Annotated in this window: 23 protein-coding genes and 1 pseudogene; 8 read left to right on the forward strand and 16 right to left on the reverse strand. The window is 74.1% G+C overall.

Translation table 11 applies throughout. The features are described 5' to 3' along the window. The 5 genes and pseudogenes from MY526_RS07945 to MY526_RS07965 form a co-directional block, all read right to left on the reverse strand. Window positions 1-275 (reverse strand): annotated as a pseudogene (locus MY526_RS07945) (HNH endonuclease); the annotation flags it as partial. A gap of 176 nt (window positions 276-451) precedes the next feature. Then, window positions 452-1708 carry an RNA polymerase sigma factor gene (locus MY526_RS07950; protein WP_436703624.1) on the reverse strand — a complete coding sequence of 419 codons (1257 nt, stop codon included), beginning with the start codon at window positions 1706-1708 and terminating at the stop codon, window positions 452-454. Between the two features lie 19 nt (window positions 1709-1727). After that, a complete protein-coding gene (locus MY526_RS07955) occupies window positions 1728-2150 on the reverse strand; it encodes a YciI family protein (RefSeq protein ID WP_436691703.1) in 423 nt (140 codons plus the stop codon). 213 nt (window positions 2151-2363) lie between these two features. After that, complete coding sequence (locus MY526_RS07960) at window positions 2364-3053, reverse strand: maleylpyruvate isomerase family mycothiol-dependent enzyme (protein ID WP_436703625.1); 690 nt, start codon at window positions 3051-3053, stop codon at window positions 2364-2366. Beyond that, entirely contained in the window at window positions 3050-3877 is an 828-nt protein-coding gene (locus MY526_RS07965) for a fumarylacetoacetate hydrolase family protein (RefSeq protein ID WP_436691701.1), read from the reverse strand. Before MY526_RS07965 ends, MY526_RS07960 begins: the two co-directional genes overlap by 4 nt. A 264-nt stretch (window positions 3878-4141) precedes the next feature. On the opposite strand from MY526_RS07965, the gene MY526_RS07970 reads away from it, so the two are divergent. Continuing rightward, window positions 4142-4948, forward strand: coding sequence for an IclR family transcriptional regulator (locus tag MY526_RS07970; protein WP_436691700.1), 807 nt, complete (start codon window positions 4142-4144; stop codon window positions 4946-4948). Window positions 4949-5009: 61 nt separating this feature from the next. Here MY526_RS07970 and MY526_RS07975 read toward each other — a convergent pair whose 3' ends face one another. From MY526_RS07975 to MY526_RS07990, 4 genes are all read right to left on the reverse strand, one after another. Next, entirely contained in the window at window positions 5010-5882 is an 873-nt protein-coding gene (locus MY526_RS07975; RefSeq protein ID WP_436691699.1) for a fumarylacetoacetate hydrolase family protein, read from the reverse strand. Window positions 5883-5909: 27 nt separating this feature from the next. Continuing rightward, window positions 5910-7004 (reverse strand): cupin domain-containing protein, encoded by a 1095-nt coding sequence (locus MY526_RS07980; RefSeq protein ID WP_436691698.1) that lies wholly within the window; start codon window positions 7002-7004, stop codon window positions 5910-5912. Further along, window positions 7001-8269: an FAD-dependent oxidoreductase gene (locus MY526_RS07985; protein ID WP_436703626.1), complete on the reverse strand. Its 1269-nt coding sequence runs from the start codon at window positions 8267-8269 to the stop codon at window positions 7001-7003. The genes MY526_RS07980 and MY526_RS07985 overlap by 4 nt, the downstream gene beginning before the upstream one ends. A 77-nt stretch (window positions 8270-8346) precedes the next feature. Continuing rightward, window positions 8347-9318, reverse strand: a complete 972-nt coding sequence (locus MY526_RS07990) for an ABC transporter substrate-binding protein (RefSeq protein WP_436703627.1) — start codon at window positions 9316-9318, stop codon at window positions 8347-8349. 195 nt (window positions 9319-9513) lie between these two features. Here MY526_RS07990 and MY526_RS07995 point away from each other — a divergent pair, with 195 nt between their 5' ends. Beyond that, window positions 9514-9783 carry a DUF4242 domain-containing protein gene (locus MY526_RS07995; protein WP_436703628.1) on the forward strand — a complete coding sequence of 90 codons (270 nt, stop codon included), beginning with the start codon at window positions 9514-9516 and terminating at the stop codon, window positions 9781-9783. On the opposite strand, the gene MY526_RS08000 is transcribed toward MY526_RS07995, so the two are convergent. Continuing rightward, the gene (locus tag MY526_RS08000; protein ID WP_436703629.1) at window positions 9766-12657 is read right to left on the reverse strand and encodes a helix-turn-helix transcriptional regulator; all 2892 of its coding nucleotides are present in this window, start codon (window positions 12655-12657) and stop codon (window positions 9766-9768) included. The two genes, MY526_RS07995 and MY526_RS08000, sit on opposite strands and share 18 nt — an antisense overlap. A 144-nt stretch (window positions 12658-12801) precedes the next feature. Between MY526_RS08000 and MY526_RS08005 the strand changes: the two genes are divergently transcribed. From MY526_RS08005 to MY526_RS08015, 3 genes are all read left to right on the forward strand, one after another. Next, on the forward strand, window positions 12802-14172 hold the full coding sequence (locus MY526_RS08005) for an FAD-binding oxidoreductase (RefSeq protein WP_436691693.1): 1371 nt from the start codon (window positions 12802-12804) through the stop codon (window positions 14170-14172). Between the two features lie 35 nt (window positions 14173-14207). Then, a complete protein-coding gene (locus tag MY526_RS08010) occupies window positions 14208-14564 on the forward strand; it encodes a hypothetical protein (RefSeq protein WP_436691692.1) in 357 nt (118 codons plus the stop codon). Window positions 14565-14625: 61 nt separating this feature from the next. Continuing rightward, complete coding sequence (locus MY526_RS08015; RefSeq protein ID WP_436691691.1) at window positions 14626-14907, forward strand: DUF427 domain-containing protein; 282 nt, start codon at window positions 14626-14628, stop codon at window positions 14905-14907. A gap of 81 nt (window positions 14908-14988) precedes the next feature. Here MY526_RS08015 and MY526_RS08020 read toward each other — a convergent pair whose 3' ends face one another. Next, entirely contained in the window at window positions 14989-15411 is a 423-nt protein-coding gene (locus tag MY526_RS08020; protein ID WP_436691690.1) for a hypothetical protein, read from the reverse strand. A gap of 62 nt (window positions 15412-15473) precedes the next feature. On the opposite strand from MY526_RS08020, the gene MY526_RS08025 reads away from it, so the two are divergent. Further along, the gene (locus tag MY526_RS08025) at window positions 15474-16100 is read left to right on the forward strand and encodes a RibD family protein (protein WP_436703630.1); all 627 of its coding nucleotides are present in this window, start codon (window positions 15474-15476) and stop codon (window positions 16098-16100) included. A 55-nt stretch (window positions 16101-16155) separates the two neighbouring features. On the opposite strand, the gene MY526_RS08030 is transcribed toward MY526_RS08025, so the two are convergent. Next, window positions 16156-17145 (reverse strand): ferritin-like domain-containing protein, encoded by a 990-nt coding sequence (locus MY526_RS08030; protein WP_436691688.1) that lies wholly within the window; start codon window positions 17143-17145, stop codon window positions 16156-16158. Between the two features lie 114 nt (window positions 17146-17259). Then, complete coding sequence (locus MY526_RS08035; protein WP_436691687.1) at window positions 17260-17439, reverse strand: hypothetical protein; 180 nt, start codon at window positions 17437-17439, stop codon at window positions 17260-17262. A 202-nt stretch (window positions 17440-17641) separates the two neighbouring features. Here MY526_RS08035 and MY526_RS08040 point away from each other — a divergent pair, with 202 nt between their 5' ends. After that, the gene (locus MY526_RS08040) at window positions 17642-17818 is read left to right on the forward strand and encodes a hypothetical protein (RefSeq protein WP_436691686.1); all 177 of its coding nucleotides are present in this window, start codon (window positions 17642-17644) and stop codon (window positions 17816-17818) included. On the opposite strand, the gene MY526_RS08045 is transcribed toward MY526_RS08040, so the two are convergent. After that, entirely contained in the window at window positions 17815-18282 is a 468-nt protein-coding gene (locus tag MY526_RS08045) for an NUDIX domain-containing protein (RefSeq protein ID WP_436703631.1), read from the reverse strand. The genes MY526_RS08040 and MY526_RS08045 overlap by 4 nt on opposite strands. A gap of 162 nt (window positions 18283-18444) precedes the next feature. Here MY526_RS08045 and MY526_RS08050 point away from each other — a divergent pair, with 162 nt between their 5' ends. After that, entirely contained in the window at window positions 18445-21144 is a 2700-nt protein-coding gene (locus MY526_RS08050) for a hypothetical protein (RefSeq protein WP_436703632.1), read from the forward strand. Here the strand turns inward: MY526_RS08050 and MY526_RS08055 are convergent. Both MY526_RS08055 and MY526_RS08060 read right to left on the reverse strand, forming a co-directional pair. Then, window positions 21107-21742 (reverse strand): isochorismatase family protein, encoded by a 636-nt coding sequence (locus MY526_RS08055; protein WP_436691683.1) that lies wholly within the window; start codon window positions 21740-21742, stop codon window positions 21107-21109. The two genes, MY526_RS08050 and MY526_RS08055, sit on opposite strands and share 38 nt — an antisense overlap. Beyond that, on the reverse strand, window positions 21739-23616 hold the full coding sequence (locus tag MY526_RS08060; protein ID WP_436703633.1) for a hydantoinase B/oxoprolinase family protein: 1878 nt from the start codon (window positions 23614-23616) through the stop codon (window positions 21739-21741). The genes MY526_RS08055 and MY526_RS08060 overlap by 4 nt, the downstream gene beginning before the upstream one ends. Window position 23617 lies beyond the last annotated feature (1 nt).

The following is a 23617-nucleotide window of genomic DNA, read 5'->3' on the forward strand; positions in this document are numbered from 1 at the left end:
AGCTCCGCGTCCGGCGCCCACGACCCCCGCTTCGCACCGGGGCCGCCCGGCGGCGGATCGCCGCTGTCCGGGGTGTCATCGGCCAGCCCCAGCACCAGCTCCGCCTCGTAGCCGGCGCACACCGCCTTCGCCCGCTGCACCCGCTGCAGCTCGGCGGCCTTCTGCGCCCGGGTCAGCAACGCCACCGGCAACCGCCCGCCCAGCAGCGGCCGCTCACCCAACCAGCCGACCAGCAGCTGCTCGATGCCGGTCTGCTCCACTGACGTCGAAGTCACGAGTCGAACACACGTTCGACCTACGACAGTTTCTTCCCTTGGCGCGGACGCCCGCCGAAGCTCATGTCGATGGCCGGCAGCGGCGGTGCACTGGTGACGAGGGCGGGCTCGGCGCGGTGCCCTGGATCGAGCTCACGGCCGCCGGCAGCGACGGCCGGGAGCTGACCCGCGAGCACTCAGCCGGGCAGCCCCCCGGCCCGGCCGAGCAGGATTGCCCGCTCCCGCTCGTTGCGGGTGAGTGCGGCCGCCCGCTCGAACTCCGCGCGCGCCTCGGCGCCGCGGCCGAGCTGGAGCAGCAGGTCGCCCCGGGCGGCGGGCAGCAGGTGGTAGCCGCGGAGGGCGGGCACGCCGGTCAGGGCGTCGACCAGCTCGAGGCCGGCCGCGGGACCGTAGGCGCGGGAGACGGCAACCGCCCGGTTGAGCTCGACGACCGGCGAGGGCGCCAGCTCGGCCAGCGCCTCGTAGAGGGCGGCGATGCGCACCCAGTCGGTCTCCTCCGCCGTCCGCGCCCGGGCGTGACAGGCGGCGATGGCCGCCTGCAGCCCGTAGGGCCCGAGGCCGGTGCACGCCTCCTCGGCGCGGCGCAGCGCGGCCAGGCCGCGGCCGATGAGGACGTGGTCCCAGCGGCCGCGGTCCTGGTCGAGCAGCAGGACCGGCTCACCGCCCGGCCCGATCCGGGCGCGCATGCGGGAGGCCTGGATCTCCATGAGCGCCACGAGGCCGTGCACCTCCGACTCCCCCGGCGTCAGCGCGGCCAGGATCCGGCCGAGTCGCAGCGCCTCCTGGCAGAGCTCGGGCCGGGTCCAGTCCCGGCCCGCCGTCGCCGCGTAGCCCTCGTTGAAGACCAGGTAGACGACCTCGAGCACGGAGGACAGCCGGGCGGTGAAGTCGGGCCCGGAGGGCATCTCGAAGGGCACGCGCGCGGCGGCGAGGGTGCGCTTGGCGCGGACGATCCGCTGGGCGACGGTGGACTCGGGCACGAGGAACGCACGGGCGATCTCGTCGGTGGCGAGGCCGCCCAGGAGGCGCAGCGTCAGCGCGACCCGCGCCTCCCGCGAGAGCACCGGGTGGCAGGCGATGAAGACCAGCCGCAGGAGGTCGTCCTCGACGACCTCGTCGAGCGCGGCGGCCCAGTCGGGCTCCTCGGCCTCGGACAGCTCCCGCCCGAGCTCGGCCGTCTTGCGCTCCAGCCGCTCGGTGCGACGGAAGACGTCGATCGCCCGGTGCCTGGCGGTCGCCATGAGCCACGCGGCCGGGTTGTCCGGCACGCCGGCCTGCGGCCACCGTTCGAGCGCGGCGACCAGCGCGTCCTGGGCCAGCTCCTCCGCCAGGCCGACGTCCCCGGTGACGCGGGTGAGGGCGGCGACGAGCTTGGCGGACTCGATCCGCCAGACGGCCTCGACGACGCGGTGCGTCGTCGTCCCGTCGCTCACCGCCGCCCCGCCCCCGTCGTCAGGACTGCTGCTGGGCCGCGGTCGCCCGGATGCGCTCCTCCTGCTCCCGCAGCTCGGGGGTGAACGCCTCGCCGAAGTCGTCGGCCTCGAAGACCTGCCGGATCTCGACCTCGCCGTCGCGGAACGGGGCCCGCTTGACCCACTCGAGGACCTCCTCGCGCGAGCTGACCTGCAGGATCCAGTAGCCGGCCAGCAGCTCCTTGGTCTCGGCGAACGGGCCGTCGACGACGGTCGTCCTCCCGTCCCTGTCGAAGCGGACCCGCATGCCCTTGGAGCTGGGGTGCAGGCCCTCGCCGGCGAGCATGACGCCGGCCTTGGCCAACTGCTCGTTGTAGGCGCCCATGTCGGCGAGCTCCTGCTCGGTGGGCAGGACGCCGTTCTCGCTGTCCTGGGACGCCTTGACGATCACCATGTAGCGCATCTCGGTTCCTCCTCGGATCCGGGACAGGGCACCGGTCCTCGTGACCGGCGTCCACCCCGCCCTCACTGACACGTCGAACGGCCGGCCCCCCGATCGACACGGCCGACGACATCCCCGAGGACTTTCTCGACGCCCGGCCGTGGGTGGGAGGAGACGGCGTCCGGCCGGCGGCTCCGCACGGGGCGACCGTCGGTCAGCGGAACGGGGCGGCCGTCACAGCCAGGCCGGCACCTCCGGGATCCCGTCGTCGGCCTCGAGGCCCTCGCCTCGGGTCCGGCCGGTCAGCCAGCCGGTCACCGCCGGCAGCGGACCCGAGACGGCGACCTTGCCGGTCCCCCACTCGCGGTCGCCTGCGAACACCACGACGTCGGGCACCTGGTCGCGGCGGTCCCACATGCGGAAGACGTCGTCGATCATCGCCGCCTGCACCTCGTCGGCGACGTCCGCGAAGCCGACCCCCGCGTCGAGGTCGACCGCGTGCACGTACACCTCCCGGCAGCGCATCCACGGCACCTCCGACGCCGGCACCTCGCGACCCTGCGCCGTCCGCACGGTTGCCGACCACGCCTCGTCGGGCAGCCCCTGCACCGCGTCGGCCAGCCGGCCGGTCGCGGCCATCACCTCCGCCCGCAGCGCGGGGGCCGACAGGGTCGCGGCCTCCGCGATCCCCTTCTCGCGGGCCTCGGGCGAGGCGTACATCGGGGTCTCCACGCCGGTGCGCGCCCAGTTCAGCAGGTTGACCAGGGCATCGGCGTTGCGGGCGACGTGCGCGAGCAGGTACTGCCGGCTCCATCCGGGCAGCAGCGACGGGGCGTCGAACTCCTCGTCGGTCAGCCGCCCCAGTGCCGTCCCGAACAGCCGCTCACCGTCGACCCACCAGTCGATCGTCTCCGGCTTGGTCATGCCCGCTTCTCCTCGACGCAGACGTTGCGGCACTCGCCGAGGCCGCTGATGGACGTGGTGAGCACCGAGCCGGCGGTCAGGTAGCGCGGTGGCTTCCGCGCGTGCCCGACCCCGCCCGGGGTGCCGGTCGCGATGACGTCGCCGGGGCGCAGCGTCAGGATCGTCGACAGGTAGGACACGGCCGCCGCAGGCCCGAAGACGAGATCGGCGGTGTTGGCCGACTGCACCGCCTCGCCGTCCACGGCGCAGGAGAGCGCCAGCCCCTCCCCCGCCTCGTCGGGGGTGACCAGCTCCGGCCCGAACGGGGTGGTCGCCTCGAACGTCTTGCCCTGCAGCCACTGCAGCGTGCGGTACTGCCAGTCCCGCGCGGTGACGTCGTTGAGCACCGAGTACCCCGCGATCGCCGCGGCCGCGGCCGCCTCGTCGGCGTGCCGCACCGTCGTCCCGATGACGACGGCCAGCTCGGCCTCCCAGTCCACCGCCTCGGACGCCGCCGGCAGCACGATGTCGTCGTGGGCGCCCACCAGTGACTCGGCGAACTTCGCGAACACCGTCGGGTACTCGGGCAGCTCGCGGCCCATCTCCCTGATGTGCGCCGCGTAGTTGACACCGACGCAGATGATCTTCCCGGGCCGCGGGACGACGGGGGCGAAGGAGAGGCCGCCGCGGTCGTGCCCGGGCCCGTCGGCGGCCGCGGCCACCGCGCGCCAGACCGGCTCGGTGAGCAGCTCCCCGACGTCGGCGTGCCCGGTCTCCACCGCCCGGTCGCCGTCCAGCCGGACGGCGCGGGTGCCCTCGGCGGTGCGGATGGTCGCCAGTCGCATCAGGCACCCACCCCGGCACGCGGGAGGTCGGAATGGTTCGGTCTGTGCTCCAGCGCGCTCACGGAACTCCCTGACTGGTCGACGAGGACCCCTAGGACGCTAGGCCGCCCCCCGGAACCGCACGACGGGTACCACCGCAGTTCCGTGCTGCGGAACGGACGCTGGCCGACCCCGGGAGCTGTCGGGCGCAGCCGCTCAGGAGGGCCACCCGATCCTGCGCGGAGGATTCCGTACTCCGGGGATGAGCTGGAATAGTGTTCTTTCATGGCGAACGAGGACGGTCGCACCTCTCCGGCCGTCGACCCCACGGCGGGCCCAGGGCTGACCTCGGTGGACAACGCCCTGTGGCTGCTGCAGCTGATCGGTGAGCGACAGGCCCTGCGGGTCGCCGAGGCTGCCGACCTGCTGGGCGTCGCGCGGTCCACCGCCCACCGCCTGCTCAACGCCCTGCGCCGCCGGGACTTCGTCATGCAGGACCGGCCGAACGGCGCCTACCGCCCCGGCCCGGCGCTCAACGCGATCGGCCTGGCCGCGATCAGCCGCATCGACATCCGGCGGGTGGCCCGGCCCGTCCTCGAGGAGCTGCGCGAGCAGACCCAGGAGACGGCGAGCCTCGCGGTGCTCGAGGGCGCCACGATCCGCTTCGTCGACTGCATCGAGAGCCTCCGCTCCGTCCGCGTCGGCAACCGCACCGGCATCGTCCGGCCGGCGCACGCCTCCGCCGTCGGCAAGGCGATCCTCGCCGAGCTCCCGCCCAACGAGATCGAGCGCCGCTACCCCGACGAGGAGCTCCCCCAGCACACCCCGGCGGCGCTCGCGACGCGCTCGGCCCTGCTCGACGAGCTGCGCGAGATCCGGGCCCAGGGGTACGCGCTGAACTGGGAGGAGAGCGCCGACGGCGTCTCCGCGGTCGCCGTGGCACTGCGCGACAGCACCGGGACGCCGCTGGCCGCCATCGGCATCGCCGCGCCGAGCAGCCGGACCGGCGACGTCGAGGGCGTGCGCGCCCTGGCTCCCGCCGTCATCGAGGCCGCCGGGCGGGTCCAGGAACGGCTGAGCAGCACGCCCTGAGCCCCGCCCGGGCGCCGCCCGCAGGGACTCCGTCACCGTGCCGGCCGTGTCGCCGGCCGTCTCAGCGGACGGTGACCGCCATGGAGCCGATCCGGCTGATCGTCATCTCCAGCTTCTCCCCCGACGCGATCGGCCCGACCCCGGGCGGGGCGCCGGTGAACAGCACGTCGCCGGGGAGCAGGGTCATGATCGTCGAGGCGTAGGCGACGATCTGCGGGACCGGGGTGATGAGGTCCCGGGTGTTCACCGACTGCCGCACCTCCCCGCCGCTGGTGAGCCGGATGTCGAGGTCCGAGCCGTTCCCGATCTCGTCGGCGGTGACCAGCCAGGGCCCGAGCGGGCTGAAGGAGTCGTAGCTCTTGCGGCGGGACCGGTCCGCGGCGCTGCGCACGGTGATGTCCAGCCCGGCGGTGAAGCCGAGGACGGCGTCCATCGCCGACTCGAGGGGGATGTCCTTGCCCCCGGCGCCGATGACCACGACCAGCTCGGACTCGTGGTGCACCTCGTGCCCGGCGGCGACGACGTCCGGCGGCAGGACGACCTCCGCACCCGGCCCGACGATCGACGACGGCGCCTTGAGGAAGACGTCGAACTCCATCATCCAGGCCTCGACCCGGCCGAGCGTGCGCTCCTGGACGCCGTGCATCTCGGCCACGTGGTCGCCGTAGTTGCTGGCCGCGGCGACCACCTTGGACGGGCCGAGCACCGGCGCCCGCAGGGCCACCTCGGCCAGCGGCCGCGGCGACCCGGCCTCGGCGGCCTCGCGCAGCCGCGGGGCCACCGTCGCGAAGTCCCGGCACAGCGCCCGCCACCAGCCGGCGGTCACCGGGTCGGGGTCGTGCGGCCAGGGCAGCGCGGCGGTGACGTCGACCAGCGTCGTGTCGTCGGCGGAGACGACGCCGAGCCGGTTGTCGTCGAACAGGGCGAGCTTCACGGATCTCCAGTGTCGAGTGCGGGGGTGTCAGCGGGGGGTGAAGGTCCCGGTCACCGTCTGCGGGGCGGGGAGGACCTGCTCCCGGTAGATGCCCAGCGCGCGCAGCACGGGGGCGTCGGTGAGCAGGAACAGCACGCTCTCCTCGTCGGCCGCGTGCTCGACGGCCGACCAGGAGGGCGCGACGAACATGTCGCCCGGGCTCCAGTCGAAACGCTGGCCGTCGATGACCGTCGACCCCGATCCCTGGAAGGCCACGAAGACGGCGTTCCCGGACCGGCGCACCGGCGTGCTGTGCCCGCCGGCCCGGACGCGCAGCACCGAGCAGCCCAGGGTCGGCAGCACGCTGGCCCCGGTGGTCGGGTTGACGTACTCCAGCGCCAGCACCGGCTCGTCGGACTGCCCGGCCAGCCGGTCGAGCTCGGCGGCGGTGTCGGCCCAGCGGTAGATGAGCAGCGGCGAGGGCGCGGGGGTGAGCGGCCCGTCGACCGACCCCTGCACGTAGCGGGTGCCCGGGGGGTGGGCGCGCTCGGAGAGGTTGTGCTCGGCCGGCTGCGGCTGGTTCTCCCCCGGGCCCGGGTACTGCTCGAAGAAGACGGCGTCCAGCGCCTCGACCATCGGCAGGTCCAGGCCGTCGAACCAGAACATCTCCGAGTCGCCGCCGTTGACGTGGTCGTGCCAGTTCCACGACGGCGTCAGCACGAGGTCGCCGGGGTGCATGTCGCAGGCGTCGCCGTTGACCGTCGTCCAGACGCCCTCGCCCTCGAGGACCCAGCGGACCGCGCCAGGGCTGTGCCGGTGCGCCGGCGCGGTCTCCCGCGGGCCGAGGCACTGGATGGCGCCCCACAGCGTGCCCGCCGCGTACGGCAGACCGCCGAGCCCCGGGTTCTGCAGGCTGAGCACCCGTCGCTCGCCGCCGCGCTCGACCGGCACCAGCTGGATCGCCCGGCGGGCCAGCGGCTTCATCGTCTCCGCCGCCCACAGCCACGGGATCGCCTTCGGCTGGGGCGTGGGGGTGAGCAGCTGCTGGGTGATGGTCCACAGCGGCTGGAGGTCGACGGCGGCGAGGTCGCGGTACAGCGCCTCGAGCTCCAGGTCGGTGCGCGTCTCGGGAGATGCGGTCATGACAGGGCCTCCAGTTCGAGTTCGGCGGGCGGGCGGCCGATGCCGAACCGCTGCACGCTCTCCAGCAACGACACCCGGCGGATGTAGGCCCGGGCCCGCTCCGGGTCGGCGGCGATCGCCCGCATGTCCTCCTGGTGCTGACGCCGGACGGCGTCGTCGCGTTCCCGCAGCCGGTCGGTGTTGCGCTGGGTGTCGGCCTGCACGTACTCCCGGGCGACGGTGCGCCGCACCCGGTCGTAGGTCGCCAGCTCCGCCTCCGGGTCGCCCTCCCCGCGGGCGATGCGGGCCAGCCGGCGGGCGGCGTCCATCGCGTCGTGGATGCCGGAGTTCAGGCCCACCCCGCCGATCGGCGAGTTGATGTGCGCGGCGTCGCCGGCCAGCAGGACCGGCCCGACCCGCATCGCCCCGGCCACCCGCTGGTGCACGTTGTAGACCTGGTGGTCGATGACCGGATAGCCCGGCTCGTAGGGCGCGACCCGCTGCAGCTGCTGCTGCAGCCGCTCCGGCGCGGTCGCCTCCTCCAGGCTCATGCCCTCCGGCACCGGCCACACGACCCGCCAGGACTCCGGCGTCCGCAGGATGAACAGCCACTCCTCCGGGTCGGCGACGTAGTTGACGTGGCCGAGGTCGGGCAGCAGCTCCTGCAGGTCGACCGAGGTGCTGGTGATCGCGAACCGCTCCGGGTAGGTGAAGCCCTCGAACGGCACGCCCAGCGCGTTGCGGACGGCGCTGCGCGGGCCGTCGGCGCCGATGACGTAGGACGCCGCGAGCTCGGTGGGGGCGCCGTCGGGACCGCGCAGCTCGAGCACCGGGCCGTCCGCCTCGACCCGCAGGCCGGTCAGCTCGGTGCCGAAGCGCAGCGACACGTTCGGGTCCTGGCGCAGCCGGTCGTGGAGCATCCGCACCAGGTGCTGCTGGTTGAGCTGCAGACGGTAGGGATAGCGGGTCTCGTCGGCCAGGAGGCGGAAGTCGAACTCGGCGACCAGCCCGTCGACCCGGTCGCGGAACTGGTACTTCGGGACGACGAGCCCCTCGGCGTGCATCTGCCCGGTGATGTCGATGGTCTCCAGCAGCTCCAGCGTCGCCGCGTGGAAGGTGCTGGCCCGCCAGTCCGGCCGGGGCTCGGGGTGCAGCTCGACGACCACCACCGGCAGGCCCTCGTGGGCGAGGGTGGCGGCGGCGGTCATCCCGACGGGCCCCGCCCCGACGACGACGACCGGCCGGTCTGCACTCACCGGCGCGGCGGTGACGGAGTCCCACGGCATGGGCACCAATCTAGGCATCGTTCCACCCTTTGCACAGACCGCGAGTCGGAGTTCCGCGATGTCGAATTGCCGCCGTTCTAGCCGACGACGACCTCGTCCAGGTCGACCGGCTCCTCCAGGAGCCGGTACCGCACCATCAGGTCCTGGATCAGCTCGAGGGACTCCCGGTCGGTCCCGCCGCGCCAGAGGTTGATCCGCACCTGCTCGGCCAGGGCGGGGTCGACGTCGCCGATCTCCGGCAGCGCCGCGCGGAAGCCGTCCGGGTCCTCGCGGATGGCGTCGGCGGTGGCCTGCACACCCTCCTGGAAGGCCGTGACGGCGTCGGGGTTGTCGGCGACGAACTGCTCGCTCATCACGTACGTGCCGATCTGCAGCCCCGGCTTGAGGTCGGAGTAGGGCCGCCCGATGATCCGCATCCCCTGCTGCTCGGCGATGGTCAGGAACGGCTCGATCAGCATCGCGGCGGCGACGTCGCCCTGCTGCACGGCCGCGGCCATGTCGGGGAACGGCAGCTCGACGAACTCGACGCTGTCGAAGGAGAGGCCGGCCTCCTCCAGCATCGAGCCGAGCACGATGTCGTTGATGTTGCGCAGGCTGTTGACCGCGACCCGCTGACCCGCGAGGTCGCCGATGTCCGCCGCGGGGCTGTCGGCGCGGACCATCAGCGCGGAGAAGTCCTGCTCGACCTCCTCGGAGGTGCTGGTCCCGCCGGCCACCATCCGCAGCGGCAGCCCCTCCCCGGCGCCGATGAGGACCGACACCACGTTCGAACCGGCGACGTCGAGGTCACCTCCCACCAGCTGCGGGATGACGGTCGCGCCGCCGGTGGACGCGGTGATCTCCAGGTCCAGGCCGGCGTCCTCGAAGAACCCCTCCTGGTCGCCGTAGGTGAGGAAGTACAGCGGCGCACCGGCCGTGTCGGCGACGGTGAGCGGGACCAGGCCGTCGTCGCCCTCCTCGGCCGGGGCCGGGGCGTCGTCGCCGCCGCAGCCCGCGGCCAGCAGCGCCGCGGCGGCCAGCGCCGCACCGATCCGGGTCCTCGCGGTCATGACGTCTCCTTCCCGTGGAGCGCGCGGTGTGGTCCGCGACACGTCGTCGGAGCAGGACGCTCACCGACGTAGCGCTGGGCGCTATGCCGACGAGAGGAAGTTCCGTCATGCCGAACGCGCAGTGGAGGGGTGTCCCCGGACCCCGTCGCGTCGGTACCGTCGGCGCCACCCCTGTGCCCCGGCGGAGGTCCCGCGATGCCCGTCTTCATGATCGAGCGCCGGTACGCCGACGTCCTCGAGGTCACCGCCGAGGTCGCCGACGGCGTCAACGCGATCAACGACGACGAGGGCGTCCAGTGGCTGTACTCGTTCCTCTCGGCCGACAAGCGGAAGACCTACTGCCTGTACGAGGCACCGTCGGCCGACGCGATCCGCCGGGCGGCCGTCCGCGCGGGGCTGCCCGCGGACGTCGTCGTCGAGGTCTCGGCCACCGTGCGGCCGGACGGCTCACTGCATCCCGTCTGACGCCGCCAGGAGCCCGTGCGACGCCGCGTACAGCGCCGCCTGCGTGCGGTTCCCGGCGCCGGTCTTGGCCAGGATGCTGCGCACGTGGTTGGCGACGGTGTTCTCGCTGATCACCAGCCGCGCGGAGATCTCCCGGTTGAGCAGGCCCGCCGCCACCAGGCGGAGCACCTCGGTCTCCCGGGCGGTCAGGCCGGCCGGCCCGGTGGCCGGCCGGGGGGTCGGCACCCGTGCCGCCGGCTCGACGGCGGCCAGGGCGCGCAGCACCCGCGCCAGCCCCAGCTCCTCCGCCGGTCCCCTGGCCTCCTCGACCAGCTCGGCGACCCGGCGGGTGGGCGCGCCGGCCCGCCGCAGGTGCGCGGCCAGCGCGACCAGGCTGTGCGCGCGGTGCAGCGTCGCCCCCATCCGGCTGTCCATCTCGAGCGCCGCCGCCAGCAGGGACTCCGCCGAGGACCGGCCCAGGGCGGAGTCGACCATCCCCAGGTACCGGTCGGCGCTGCCGAAGACGGCGACGAACTGGCCGGCCACCAGGTTGGTCCCGGCGTACTCCGCCAGCATCGGCCGCAGGGTGCGCAGCGCGGCCTCGTCCTCCCGCTGCAGCGCGGCCTCCGTGAGGAACGCCAGCACGCACGGCCACTGGGCGGTGCCCTCGTGGGGCGCCAGCCGGCCGTCGAAGAGCCAGCGCAGCAACCGGTCCGCGGGCTCGTGCAGCCCGAGCTCGGTGTACAGGGCCAGCAGGCCCGGCGCCCAGTGCCCCTCGGGTGACTCCGTGCCGGTGAGCAGCGGCCGCACCCGCTCCAGCGCGCCCGACTCCCGGCGGACCATGAAGGTCTGCACCGCCGACGAGCCCTCGGTGTCGTCGGTCCCGAAGGCCTCGCCGAACTCGAGCAGCTCGGTGCAGGTCCGGTCGGCGCCGGCGAGGTCGCCGGCGGCGAACTGGCGGCCGTACCGCACGCAGCCGGCCATGTAGTCGAAGAACGCCTCGCCCGTGGCCCGGGCCATGCGCACCAGGTCGTCGTGCGCCTCTCCCAGACCGGCCGGGTCACCCTGCAGGTAGCAGATGTGGCCCCGCCAGTAGGCCGCCGGCCCGAGGTGGCCCAGCTCGCCGGTGCGGTGCGCGAGCGCGCACAGCTCGATGGCGCGGACGAGCTTGGCCGGGGCGTCGGCGGGGCGCAGGCCGATCCAGAGGCCCGCCTGGAGCGCGGCGCCGACGAGCCGGTCGTCGCCCTGCGCCCGGGCCAGGTCCAGGGCGCGGCGGCCGAAGAGGTCGGCCTGCTCGGTCGCCCCGGTGAACGCCAGCGCCCGCCCGAGCCCCGCCAGCGCCCGGACGTAGAGCGGGTCGGCCGGGTCGTGCGGGACCCCGCGCAGCGCCTCGGTCAGCATCTGGACGGCGCCGTGACCGGGCAGCCCGGGCCGCCAGGACGCCGCCTCGTACCCGATCGCCGCCTCCAGCCGGTCGCGCGGCCCGGCGGTGGTGGCCACCTCCTCGAACAGCGTCCGCGCCCGGGCGAAGTCGCCGCCGAGCAGGTGGGCCCCGGCGGCGGACAGCAGCACGCGGTGCCGCCGTTCGGGGTCCTCGGTGAGCCCGGCGGCCTGCTCGAACCAGCGGGCGGCGTCCTCGTGGGCCAGGCTGCGCGACGCCGCCTCGGCCGCCTCGGCGAGGTACCGCACCGCCTGGTCGGCGGAGCCGAGCACCGCCCCCTGCGCGTAGTGGTGCGCCAGCCGCTGGGTGCGCCGCTCCGACGCCGCCCCGGAGGACTCCAGGACGCCGGCGACCCGCAGGTGGTCACGGGCCCGCCGGGTGGCCGGCATGAGGTCGAGCACCGCCTGCCGGGCCAGGCTGTGCGGGAACCGGAACGCCGGGCCGGACGCCTCCAGCAGCCCGAAGGCGACCGCGGTGTCCAGCGCGGCGAGGGTCGTGTCGGCGCCCCATGCGGAGATCGCCAGCACCGTGCCGAGGTCGGTCTCCTCCCCCACCACCGCCGCCAGCTCCAGGGTCTGCCGCTCGGGCTCGGTGAGCCGGTCGAGCCGGGCCGCCACCATGTCGCGCACCGACACCGGGGCCGCCGCCGTCGCGTCGGGCAGCGTGCCGCGACCGGCGCCCTCGCGGACCACCTCCCGGAGCAGGAACGGGTTGCCGCCGGTGCGGTCGCGCAGCAGCGTGGCCGCCACCCGGGCCCGGTGCGTGGGCAGCCGCGCCTCGGCGCAGAGGTACTCGGCGATGTCCTCGGTGGCCAGCCCGGCGAGGTCCAGCCGGCGGACGCCGTCGAGCCGGTAGAGCTGCGCGATCGTGCCGGTCAGCGCCGCCGAGCGCTCCGGCGCCGTCGTCCGGTGGGTGGCGAGGACGAGCAGCCGGCACTCCGCCGTCCGCTCGACCAGGTGCCCCAGCATCTGCAGGCCGGCGGTGCCCGACCAGTGCAGGTCCTCCAGCGCCAGCACCACCGGCGCCTCGCGGGCCAGCGCCCGGACGGCGTCGACGGCCGCGTCGTAGAGCTCGCGGCGGGTGTCGTTCCCGGCGACGTCGTCCCCTCCCGCCCGCCCGACCAGCCGGGACAGCGGGCCGTCGGCGTCCCCCGTGGCGGCCAGCAGCGCCTCGACCGGCTCGACGAACGGCTGGTAGGGCGGCCCGAGCTCGGCCACACAACTGCCCAGCAGGACGGTCGCGCCGCGGCCGTGCAGCAGCGTGCAGAACTCGGCCAGCAGCCGGGACTTGCCCGCGCCCGGCTCGCCGCCGAGGAAGGCGACCTGGCGGGCGCCGCCGGTGACGTCGGTCCACAGGGACTCGAGGCAGTCCAGCTCGGCGCGGCGGCCGACGAACAGCGGGCGCGCGGCCGGCGACCATCGCGCCGGCAGTGCGGGCGGCGTCCATCCGGACACGACCCCGGACGCTAGCCCTCGCCCCCGCCTGCGTCGATGGGTAGATCTGACCATGGGCGGCTGCGCCGGATTCGCGCAGTTCTGGTCATGTGCGCCGGCCCGGCCCGCTCCTAGCGTCGTCCCCCATCCGACGGAGGAGGAGACATGACGACACAGCTGCCGGGGACGCTCGCCGACCGCGTGCGGGGCCAGGTCATCCGGCCCGGGGACGACGCCTACGAGGAGGCGCGGCACGTCTACAACGCCATGATCGACGCGCACCCGGAGCTGGTCGTGCGCTGCACCGGCACCGACGACGTCGCCGCGACGGTGCGGTACGCCGCGGAGAACGGCCGGCCGGTGGCGGTACGGGGCGGCGGGCACAGCGTGCCGGGGTTCGGCACCGCGGACGGCGCGGTCGTCGTCGACCTCTCGCTGATGCAGTCGGTCGACGTCGACCCGGAGCAACGGACCGCGTCCGCCGGCGGCGGCACGACGTGGGGCCGGTTCAACGACGCGACGGCGGCCTCCGGGCTGGCCACCACCGGCGGGATCATCTCCACGACCGGGCTCGGCGGCCTCACCCTCGGCGGCGGCATCGGCTACCTGTGCCGGGGCTACGGGCTGTCCTGCGACAACCTCGTGTCGGCCGAGGTGGTCACCGCGGACGGGACCGTCCTGACCGCCGACGACGACCAGAACTCGGACCTCTTCTGGGCGCTGCGCGGCGGCGGTGGCAACTTCGGCGTGGCCACGCGCATGACCTACCGCCTGCACCCGGTGGACACCATCTACGGCGGGCCGATGTTCTTCGAGCTGGCCGACGCCCCCGCGATCTTCGCCTTCTTCCGCGAGTTCATCCGCGACGCCCCGCGCGAGTACGGGGGCTTCCCGGCGTTCCAGATCGCCCCGCCGCTGCCGTTCGTGCCGGAGGACCGCGTCGGTGACACCTTCATCGCGGTGGTCTCCTGCTGGACCGGGTCGGAGGCGGAGGGCGAACGCGTCATCGACCGGTTCCGCCAGGTCGCCCGGCCGGTCGCCGAGCACGTCGGCGCCATGCCGTACCCGGCGCTCAACAGCGCCTTCGACCCGCTGGTGCCGCCCGGGCTGCAGCACTACTGGAAGGCCGCGTTCGTCACCGAGCTCACCGACGACGCCATCGCCGCGCACGTCGAGCACGGCTCCCGGGTGCCGGTGGTCAACTCGACGATGCACCTCTACCCGATCAACGGCGCGGTGCACGACGTCGCCCCCGACGCCACCGCCTTCGGCCACCGCGAGGCCACCTTCGCCGCCGTGATCGCCGGCATGTGGCCCGACCCCGCCGACAACGAGGCGCACACCCGCTGGGTGAAGGACTACTACGCGGCCCTCGCCCCGCACTCCGAGGCCGGCGGGTACACCAACTTCGCCTCGGCCGACGACCAGACGCGGGTGGCCGAGAACTACGGCGCCAACTACGAGCGGCTGCGCGAGGTCAAGCGTCGCTACGACCCCGGCAACCTCTTCCGCCTGAACCAGAACATCCGGCCGTGACCGCGGTCGGGGGTACACGAGAGGGAGGACCAGCCATGCAGGCCATCGATCGGACCGCGCTCCCTGTCGCGGTCGAGGGGAACGGCGTCGAGTTCCGGACCCAGCGGGTCGGGGACATGAGCATCGGGTGGATGCGGCTGCCTGCGGGGGCGGACCTGCGTCCCGCGGTGGTCGGCCTGCCGGGGGACCTCTGCCCCTGCCCGCACTGGGGGTACGTCATCAGCGGCCGGCTGGTGATGCACGGCAAGGACGGTGACACGACCTTCGACGCGGGGCAGGCGTTCTACTGGGGCCCCGGTCACGCTCCCGAGGCGCTGACCGACGTCGAGTACGTCGACTTCTCGCCGTCCGAGGAACTCGAGGCGGTCGTCCGGCACATCCAGGGCGGCTGACCGGGGGCGCCGCGCACCGCCGAAGGGGAATGCCGTTCCGGAACCCGGTGTTCGCCGCTCCATGGCCACCGCGAGCTGGAACGGGACCGTCATCGCCGAGTCCGACGACATCGTCACCGTCGAGGGCAACGCCTACTTCCCCCGCGAGGCGGTGCGCGACGAGGTCCTCCGCCCGTCGGACACGCACACCTTCTGCCCGTGGAAGGGGACGGCGTCCTACTACACGCTCGAGGTCGACGGGCAGACCAACCGCGATGCGGTCTGGTACTACCCCGAGCCGAAGGACGCCGCCGCGGAGATCACCGGCCGCGTCGCGTTCTGGCGGGGCGTCACCGTCGACTGAGCCGGCCGGTCGACCAGGCCGGCCGGTCGACCAGGCCGGCCGGTCGACCAGGCCGGCCGGTCGACTGAGCCGGCCGGTCGACTAGGCCGGCTGGTTGCCGGCCAGCTCCCGGGCGGCGACGGCGTCCTCCGGGTCGAGCAGGCGGGCGCGCTCCTGCCGCTCGATGAGCCGCTGGAAGGCCGCCCAGGCCTCGGGGGGCGTCGTGTCGAGGGCGGCGGCGACCTGCGCCCAGGTCGCGCCGCCGCGCAGCGCGGCGCGGAACCCGACCAGCTGGCTGTCGTGCGCCTTGCGGGCGACCACCTCGCCGAGCGCCAGGAGCTCGAGGGACTCGGCGACGTCCAGGGTCGTGGCGGCGTCCTTGAAGGAGCTCCAGTCGTCCACGTCGAGCTCGGCGACGGTGTTGAGGGTGGTGGCCCCGCTGTCGCGCCGGCTGAGGAAGTCCAGGCGGGTGACGGCCGTCGTCAGGGAGAACTCCTGCTCGAGGGCAGCGGGTGTGATGCTCATGGTGCATCCCATCCCCGCCTGCGTCCGCAGGTCAAACCCCCTGCGACCCTCATCACCCCGAGGTGACCGTGCGCCCACTCGTCGTGGTCCACGTCGCCGTCTCGCTCGACGGGGCGACGACGGGGTTCACCCCGGACGTCGGGACCTACTACGCCCTGGCCGGCACCTGGCGCGAGGACGGGACGCTGACCGGCGCGGACACCGTCCTCGCCCAGGAACCCGCGCTGGCGTCGGCCCCGCAGCCCGGCCCGGCCCCCGGCGGGCCACTGCTCGCCGTGGTGGACGGCCGGGCCCGGGTCCGCGGGTGGGCGGCGCTGCGGGCCGCCGGGCACTGGTCCGACGTGCTGGCCGTCGGCTGCGACCGGACCCCACCGCGCGCCGACCGCTCGGTCCGCGAGCTCCGGGTCGGCCGCGACTCGGTCGACCTGACCGCCCTGCTCGCCGAGCTCGGCGGACGGGGACTGGCCACCGTCCGCGTCGACAGCGGCGGCGCGCTGACCGGCGCGCTGCTGGCCGCCGGCCTTGTCGACGAGGTCAGCCTGCTCGTGCACCCGCTGCTCGCGGGGCCCGCCGCAGGGTCCCGGCGCTGGTACGGGGGCCGGCCGCCGCCGGCGGAGAGCCTGACCCTGGAGGAGTGCCGGCAGCTCGACGGCGACCTGGTGTGGCTGCGGCACCGCGTGCGGCGCTGAGGAGACGCCGACGGCCCGCACCCCGGCTGGGGTGCGGGCCGTCGGCGGCGCGGGGTCAGCTGTCGACGCCCACGGCCTCCTTGGCCAGCTCGGCCAGCCGGGTCTGGGTCGCGCTCACGACGTTGGACCGGTTCTTGTGGGTCTCCTCGTAGCGGATCATGACGTTGACGTCGTGCGCCGAGGTCAGCCGCTTGACGGCCTTGATCGCGTCCTGCGTGGTGAGCTGGTCGAAGTTCTTGATCGGCAGCTCGTCGGCCGCGATGTCACCGAGCTCCTCGCGGGTGGCCTTGGCGGCGTCCGCGGCGTCGGTGTTCCCCTCGCGGCGGGCGATGCGCTCGGCCCGGCGCAGGGCCGCACCCCGGCCGGCGGTGAGGGTCTCGCGGACGGCGTCGGTGAGGGAGCTGGCCTTGCCGGCGACCTCGCCGAGCTTCTGGCCGGCCTCCTCGCGACGCTGCTGCGCGGTGTCGAGCACCTCGTTGACGGCGTTGGCGGCGAAGCGGACCGGGGCGTTGGCCACGCGGACGGCACCGCCGGCGACCCGCTGGAACGGCGTGGGCACCAGGGCGGTGGGGCCACCGAGGGCCTCCTCGGCGAGGACGACGGTCAGCCACTCGACGGTGGCCGAGTGCGCCGTGATCAGCCGCTCGGCCAGCGCCTTGACCCGCGGCAGCTCGGCCTTCTCGGCGAGCACCTTGACGTGGGTGGCGCGGTCGAGCAGCTGGTGCTCGAGGGACAGGTCCTGCAGCAGGGCCTCCTCGAGCGGCGCGCCCTGCTCGAAGGCGGCCTTCAGGACGGCGGCCAGCCGACCGAGGGCGGGCGTGACGACGTCCGGGACGCCGCCGAGGTCGCGCAGCTGCTCGGTGATGGCCTTGGTGCGCGCAGCGGCGTTGTCGGCGTTCTCGCTGAGCTCGCGGCGGACGGCGTCGGTGCGGGCCTGCCCGACCCGGGTCCGGGCCACCTGCTCCTCGGTCTGGCTGAGGAGGACGAGGGCGCGGAGCTGGTTGACGATCTTGGCGGTGTCTGCCTTGAGAAGCGTTTCGGTCATGACTGCACTGTGCCCGCTCCAACCGTCCGCTAACTAGAGCAAGCGGTTTGCTAGCAGTGAGACGCGTCACGTCGCCACCGGGCCCGCGGCGCTGGGGGCCCGGCGGCGCCGCGGTCAGCGGGTGGGGACGGCGGGCTTCGACGGGCGCTCGAGCCGGAGCACCGGCTGGGTCAGCTCGTCGTTCAGCGCGTAGCGCCGGCGGGGCGTGGGCCGCGTGGACGGCGGGACGGCCGTGCCGCAGCCGACACAGAACCGGCCGCGCTGCTCGGCCGCCCCGCAGTGCGTGCACGTCATGGGGTGCCTCCTCGTTCGTCGGAAGTCCGTGCGACTTCGCCGGAGGTGGACCCTGCCAGGAGGAACGCCCCGCCCGGCCCTCCGCGGGGTGGGTGTGACGACACGTCAACGGACCGTTATGTGGCCGAACTGCCAGCCGGCGAGCAGCCACCGTCCAGCCGCGGGGCGCACACTCGCTCTCCCCGAGAGAAGGGCCGACGACGTGCGCATCTCCCTGCTGGGCCTCATCTACCTCGCGGTCGGCGTCGTGGTCGCGCTGACCAACGGCTACAACAGCGTCGCCGGCGTCTCGGAGGTGCTGTCCCTCATCGTGGCGGTCGTCCTGTGGCCGCTCGTGCTGTTCGGCGTCGACCTGCACCTGCCACCGATCGCGACCTAGCCGGGCCCCAGTCGCTCGAGCAGCCGGTCGAGGAAGGCCACCTGGCCGGCCACCAGCTTCGCCCGCGCCTCGTCGACGCCGAACCACGCGGCCCGGTCGATCTCCGGGAACACCTGCACCCGCCCCGACCGCGGCGGCCACTCCAGCTCGACGGTGTTGCTCGTGCACGCGGCCGCGTCCAGGTCGCCCTCCGCGGCCCACACCGTGAGCCGCTTGCCGCCCGACTGGCGCACCTCACCCAGCGGCACGAGTTCCGCCGCCGGCACGGGCGACCCGAGCTCCTCCTCGAACTCCCGCCGCGCGACGGCGAGCGGCTCCTCGCCGTCGCCGTACTCGCCCTTGGGGATCGACCAGGCCCGGTCGTCCTTCTTCGCCCAGAACGGGCCGCCCATGTGCCCGATGAGCACCTCGACCCCGCCCGCGCCCCGCCGGTGCAGCAGCACTCCGGCACTCGTCTTCGCCACCGCCTGATCCTCTGCCCACGCGGACAGTCCGTCACGGTGCGGCTGCGGTCACGACGCTCCGGACTCCGGTGGAGTTCCGGAACCGGACGTTCGACGGGGGGTGTACGTGTCCCGCGGCGCCGAGGACCGTGGGCGGGCACGGCAGCTGCGGAGGTGACTTCGATGAGCACCAGTGGCATGGACGGCGCACGCGGCCTGGTGCCCGGCACCGAGGCCGAGCTCCTCGTGCTGGCCGACGTCATGTCCGTGTTGTGGGGTCCGCTCGTGACCGAGCAGGAGGCCCAGCAGCCCTGGAAGCGTCACGAGCGCTTCCTGCGCCACCTCCTCGGAGCACCCGAGCGCCCGGACGAGACCCCGCCCGACGACGATGCCAGAGGACCGAGCCTCGACGGCTGGCTGCTCCCGCAGCCCGCACTCCGGCAGGCCGAGAAGGAGCTCGCCGACGCGCGCGGCCCGGTCGCCGAGAAGGCGCACCGGCAGGTGGCCGACTTCCGGCGTCGTTTCCCCGACCACCTCGAGCCGGTCGACGACGACGAGACGACCCGCGGCCCGTGGCTCACCGGCACCGACGGCGGGCTCGCACTCGACCGCGCGGTCCGCGGACTGCAGGCCTGCGGCCGGTTGTGCGACCTCCCGGACGAGGGGGACGCGGCCCTGCTCGGCGCCCTGCTGAACCTGTACGCCTGCCGCCTGTACGTCTCCGGCGAGCAGGTCCGGCGGCTGACCGGCGCAGATCGCGACCTCCTGCCGCACGCGTGCCTGGACCTGCGGTTCCGGAGCCGGCTGCGCCGGTTCTGGCTCGTTGCCACGCTGTCCCTCTGGACGGCACCGCCCGCCAGCCTCCGGCACGCCCCCGCGGAGAGGGCGGACACCCGCTGGACCTCGACGTCCGACGTCCGCGAGGCCATGCGGGCGGCGCGGGACACCTTCGAGAAGCAACTGCAGGACGCCTTCACCCCGTTGCGGATGAGCGTCTTCGCCGGGAGCAACCTGCCCTACCCGCCACCGCGGTTCTGGGTCGTGCGGGGCGACGACATGGTGGGTGTGCGCCGGAGAGCGGACCAGGGCGCGGTGGAGAACGCCAGCCGGGCGCTGCTGCAGGCCTCGCCCTCGGCCAGCACGACGGCGGCCGGCGTCATCGAGCAGTGGCCGAGCGGATCGCAGCTGTACGTCCTGCGCCGGTACGTCCCCGATCCCGGCGTACCGCGCTACGTCGTCGTCCCCCAGCGGCCCGAGGCAGGTGCCGAGCAGGAGGAGGCCGTCCGCCGGTTCATCTACGGCATGAGTGACATCGAGGGGCGCGCGGCCGCCGACCTCTACGACGTGAGCACGGACGCGAACACCTGGGGAGCGCTCGCGGACTCGTACCAGTACGTCGCCGACACCGGCAACCGGCTGTGGGACCAGCTGTCCATGGAGTTCCCGACCGCGCGCGGGAGCCAGCTGACCAAGATCCACCGGCAGGTCGACCTCATCCACCAGGTCCTCCTCCAGGGGGTGGCCGACCTCGAGGAGGTGCGCACCGAGGCCGCGCGCCTGACCGCCACGTTCGAGGACACCGTCGCCGCGCTCGTCGACGACTTCGACCGCGAGTTCACCGAGGTTCCCGTCCCGGACCGGCAACCCCTCCGCAGCTCGGTCTCCCAGAGCGGGTACGTCGCCACGACCAAGGGGGTCGTCGACGACACCTGCGGCCGCGCGCAGCGGGCGCGAGAGGCCTACGAGGGCATCCTGCACAGCGTCACGCTGGCCTTCGACGAACGCCGTGTCCGTGTCACGGACAACATCTCGCTCTGGGCGCTGGCCGTGGCGCTCGGCCTCGCGGTCGCCCCGGTGTTCGTCGAGGTGTGGGGGGCGATCGCCGGTAGGTGGGAGGGCGCAGGGCCGACGGTCTTCGTGTGGGCCGGTGTGGGCGTCGCCGTGGTGGCCGGCCTGTTCCTGTGGCACCGGCTGCGCACCCTCGGTGGGCTCGAGCTCTCCGGGGACTTCCGGACCCGGTACGAGGCCCTGCGCCGCTACCTCACCGACTGCCGCACCGAGCCGCTCGAGCGGGCGCTGCAGAGGTCCCGCAGTGTGGCTCGTGCCCGGGGTCTGGCCGGGCCGCGGCCGACGGTGTCGACGTGGGAGCAGCACCACGCGGACTGGCGAGCGTGCGACCGCGGCCTCGCCAGGAGGTTCGCCGAGCAGGTGGACGCCATCCGGGCGTTCCCGGGGACCGGGGTGTCCGAGGAGCGCAGGAGCGGGCTCCGGACGCGCATCGAACGCTGGGCGCTCGTCTCGCTGCTCGCCACCGAGCGGCCCCGGACCTTCTTCGGGTACCCGCTCCCCCTCCTGACGCTGCTCTACCGCACCTACCCGCTCTGGGACGCCCTCACGGGTGCACGTGACGACGACGGGCCCTCGCTGGTGGCCGACGCCGACCTGATGCTCACGCTCCGGGTGACCTGCCGAGCCCACCCCGAGGAGGTCGAGTCGGTCGACCGCTGGTTGCACGCGCTCCGGGTGGAAGCGCGCCGGGAGGGCGAGGCGCAGGCCGCGGGCGGGTCGCGCGGTGCCGACGCCCGCGCGGTCCTGCAGGCGATCGCCGACACCGGCATCCACGTCGGCATGGACCGGGCGGAGTGGAAGGACGCGCTGCGGCTCATGCGGGAGTCACTGGACGCCGACAGCATCACCGGTCACCTGGCCGCCCACTCCCGGGATCCGGAGCGCCGCGCGGCGGCACCGGCCCCTGGCAGTCGCCCGTCCGGTGGCCCATCAGGGCAGTCAGAGAACCAGGGACAGCGCCCCGCCCCGGGAGACGGCGACGGCGCGGCCCCGCGGACTACGCGCTCGACCGCAGGTGGGCCAGGGCCTGGGTGAGGTCGACGACGTCGGCGTACTTCGCGTCGAGGTCGGCGAGGTTGCTGTCGTGCAGCGCCGGCGTCCGGTCGGCGCACGCCTGGCGGACCACCTGCGGGCGGAAGCCGCTGTTGAGCGCGTCCATCGCGGTGGCCCGCACGCAGCCCGACGTCGACACCCCGGCGACCACCAGCGTGTCGACGCCCAGCCCGATCAGCGTGGGGGCGAGCGCGGTGCCGAAGAAGGCCGACGCGTACTGCTTGACCACCACCGGCTCGCCCGCCGCCGGCTCCAGCGTGAGCCGGCCCCACTCCCCCGGCGCGTCCTCGGCGAACGCGGCCAGCGCCGGCACCTTGCGCACGAACAACCCGCCGTCGGCCAGCCCGCGGGCGTAGCGGACCGCCGTCCACAGCACCGGGTGGCCACCGGCCCGGGCCGCCGTCACCAGGGCGGACGCCGCCTCGACGGCCGGCGCGGGATCGGGCAGGGCGAACGGCCCGCCGGGCTCGGTGTAGGCCCGGCACAGGTCGATGACCAGCACCGCCGGGCGGCGTCCCCAGCCGACCCGGCCGGAGAACGCCGACCCGTGCGGGCCGGGCGCCGGTTCGGGCTCGCTCACCCGGCCGCCCAGACGGGGCGCTTGGGTGCGGGCAGCCCGGTCTCCTCCTCGCACCGCGCGAGCAGCTCGTCGATCGGCGGGCCCATGTCGAACACCGGCAGCTCGGCCGGCCGGTCGGCGCGCAGCTGGTCGCGCAGTGTCTCCGTCGCCTCGGCGTCCACCTCTCCGCCGTCGCACACGACGACGCCGTAGCCGCGGGCGCCCTCCTGGGTGACCAGGCCGCGGCGCACCTCGGTCGCCACCAGCTCGGCGTCGCGCTCGAGCGGGTCGCCCCAGCCGCCACCGCCCCACGTCACGAAGTGCAGGACGTCGCCCGGTGCCACCGGCACCCCGTGACACTTGGACGGCAACATCTCGCGGGTGCCGCCGGCCCGGTCGATCCACTTGCGGCCGCGGGCGCCGGGCCGCCCGCCGTTGACCCCCCACGGATAGGTGAGCCAGCGGTCGTCGTGGATCGCGATCTCGCCCGGCTCCTCGAAGACGTAGGCGACGTCGACCCCGTTGCCGCCGCGGTGCAGACCGGCGCCCCCGGTGTCGGCCACGGTCTCCCACGTCTCGATCCGCAGCGGGTAGTACGACTCGAGGAACTCGCAGGGGATGTTGACGAACGACGGCCACAGCGAGTGGCCGTCGGGCCCGTCGCCGAGCGGGCGACCGGGGATGCCGCCGAAGCCGATCGAGTAGAGCTGGAACCACTCGCCCTTCCGCTCGCCGCCGGAGTAGTGCCCGGAGTACATGAAGTGCGGCGAGGAGGAGAACCCGGCGGCGTTGAGCAGCGCCGGGTTGGTCTGCCCGAGCAGCCCGCCGAACAGGTCGAACACCCGCCCGATGCCGTGGTTGCGGCCGTTGAGCGCGGCCGGGTGCTTCGGCTTCCAGTACGAGCCGTCCGGGATCGTGACGTCGACCAGCGGGTAGAAGCCGTCGTTCCACAGGATCTGCGGGTCGGCGACGGTGATCATGTAGATCCCGAAGAACATCCGGGTCAGGTTCTCGTTGATGTAGTAGTTGATCGGCCCGGTCGCCTGCGGCGAGGAGCCGGTGAAGTCCAGGTGCACCTTCTCCCCGGTGCGGGTCAGCGACAGCTTCAGCTCGTACGGGCCGTTGCCCACGCCGTCGTCGCAGATGTAGTCGGTGAAGGAGAGGGTGCGGCCCTCCTCGAACACCATCTGCAGCAGCACCTTCATGGCGTCGTAGTTGCGCTTCAGCAGCGCGTCGAGAGCCGAGAGGTAGGTCGCCGTCCCGAACCGCTGGCACATCTCGACCACCCGGCGCGAGGCGGTGCGGCAGGCCGCGACCAGGCCGTTGAGGTCGGCGCGGTTCCAGTCGGGCATGCGGACCTGGTTGAGGATGATCCGCAGCGCGTCGTCGTTGAGCTGCCCCGCGCGGTAGAGCTTGAAGGGCGGGATGACCACGCCCTCCTCGTAGATGGTGCGCGCGTCGGTGGGCATGGACGACGGCGTCTTCCCGCCGACGTCGGACATGTGCCCGAACATCGACGCCCAGCCCACGACCCGGCCCTCGTGGAAGATCGGCATGACCAGCAGCCAGTCGTTGGCGTGGCTGATCGCGGCCCCGCAGGCGTACGGGTCCGACGTCAGCAGGACGTCGCCCTCCTCGATGGTGCCGGCGAAGCCCTCGAGGAAGTCGGGGATGGACAGGCCGAACTGGCCGACGACCATCTTCCCCTCGGGGTCGCCGATCAGCGGGAACTCGTCGTGCTGCTCGCGGATGCCCGGGGACAGCGCGGTGCGGAAGAGCACCTCGTCCATCTCGTAGCGGGCGTTGCGCAGCCCGTTCTCGATGAGGTCGAGGGTCACCGGGTCGACGCCGGTCTTCTCGACCGTGCCGGTCGCGGTCTCGACGATGGTGGCCATG

The organism is Geodermatophilus sp. CPCC 205761, assembly GCF_051383655.1.
GTDB lineage: Bacteria > Actinomycetota > Actinomycetes > Mycobacteriales > Geodermatophilaceae > Geodermatophilus.

What these genes read in the sequence shown, in the direction of transcription:
- MY526_RS07955 (WP_436691703.1), bottom strand. Translation starts at nt 2,150, where the DNA reads ATGCGCTACATGGTGATCGTCAAGGCGTCCCAGGACAGCGAGAACGGC.
- MY526_RS07960 (WP_436703625.1), bottom strand. Translation starts at nt 3,053, where the DNA reads ATGACCAAGCCGGAGACGATCGACTGGTGGGTCGACGGTGAGCGGCTG.
- MY526_RS07965 (WP_436691701.1), bottom strand. Translation starts at nt 3,877, where the DNA reads ATGCGACTGGCGACCATCCGCACCGCCGAGGGCACCCGCGCCGTCCGG.
- MY526_RS07970 (WP_436691700.1), top strand. Translation starts at nt 4,142, where the DNA reads ATGGCGAACGAGGACGGTCGCACCTCTCCGGCCGTCGACCCCACGGCG.
- MY526_RS07980 (WP_436691698.1), bottom strand. Translation starts at nt 7,004, where the DNA reads ATGACCGCATCTCCCGAGACGCGCACCGACCTGGAGCTCGAGGCGCTG.
- MY526_RS07985 (WP_436703626.1), bottom strand. Translation starts at nt 8,269, where the DNA reads ATGCCGTGGGACTCCGTCACCGCCGCGCCGGTGAGTGCAGACCGGCCG.
- MY526_RS07990 (WP_436703627.1), bottom strand. Translation starts at nt 9,318, where the DNA reads ATGACCGCGAGGACCCGGATCGGTGCGGCGCTGGCCGCCGCGGCGCTG.
- MY526_RS07995 (WP_436703628.1), top strand. Translation starts at nt 9,514, where the DNA reads ATGCCCGTCTTCATGATCGAGCGCCGGTACGCCGACGTCCTCGAGGTC.
- MY526_RS08005 (WP_436691693.1), top strand. Translation starts at nt 12,802, where the DNA reads ATGACGACACAGCTGCCGGGGACGCTCGCCGACCGCGTGCGGGGCCAG.
- MY526_RS08010 (WP_436691692.1), top strand. Translation starts at nt 14,208, where the DNA reads ATGCAGGCCATCGATCGGACCGCGCTCCCTGTCGCGGTCGAGGGGAAC.
- MY526_RS08015 (WP_436691691.1), top strand. Translation starts at nt 14,626, where the DNA reads ATGGCCACCGCGAGCTGGAACGGGACCGTCATCGCCGAGTCCGACGAC.
- MY526_RS08020 (WP_436691690.1), bottom strand. Translation starts at nt 15,411, where the DNA reads ATGAGCATCACACCCGCTGCCCTCGAGCAGGAGTTCTCCCTGACGACG.
- MY526_RS08030 (WP_436691688.1), bottom strand. Translation starts at nt 17,145, where the DNA reads ATGACCGAAACGCTTCTCAAGGCAGACACCGCCAAGATCGTCAACCAG.
- MY526_RS08035 (WP_436691687.1), bottom strand. Translation starts at nt 17,439, where the DNA reads ATGACGTGCACGCACTGCGGGGCGGCCGAGCAGCGCGGCCGGTTCTGT.
- MY526_RS08050 (WP_436703632.1), top strand. Translation starts at nt 18,445, where the DNA reads ATGAGCACCAGTGGCATGGACGGCGCACGCGGCCTGGTGCCCGGCACC.
- MY526_RS08060 (WP_436703633.1), bottom strand. Translation starts at nt 23,616, where the DNA reads ATGGCCACCATCGTCGAGACCGCGACCGGCACGGTCGAGAAGACCGGC.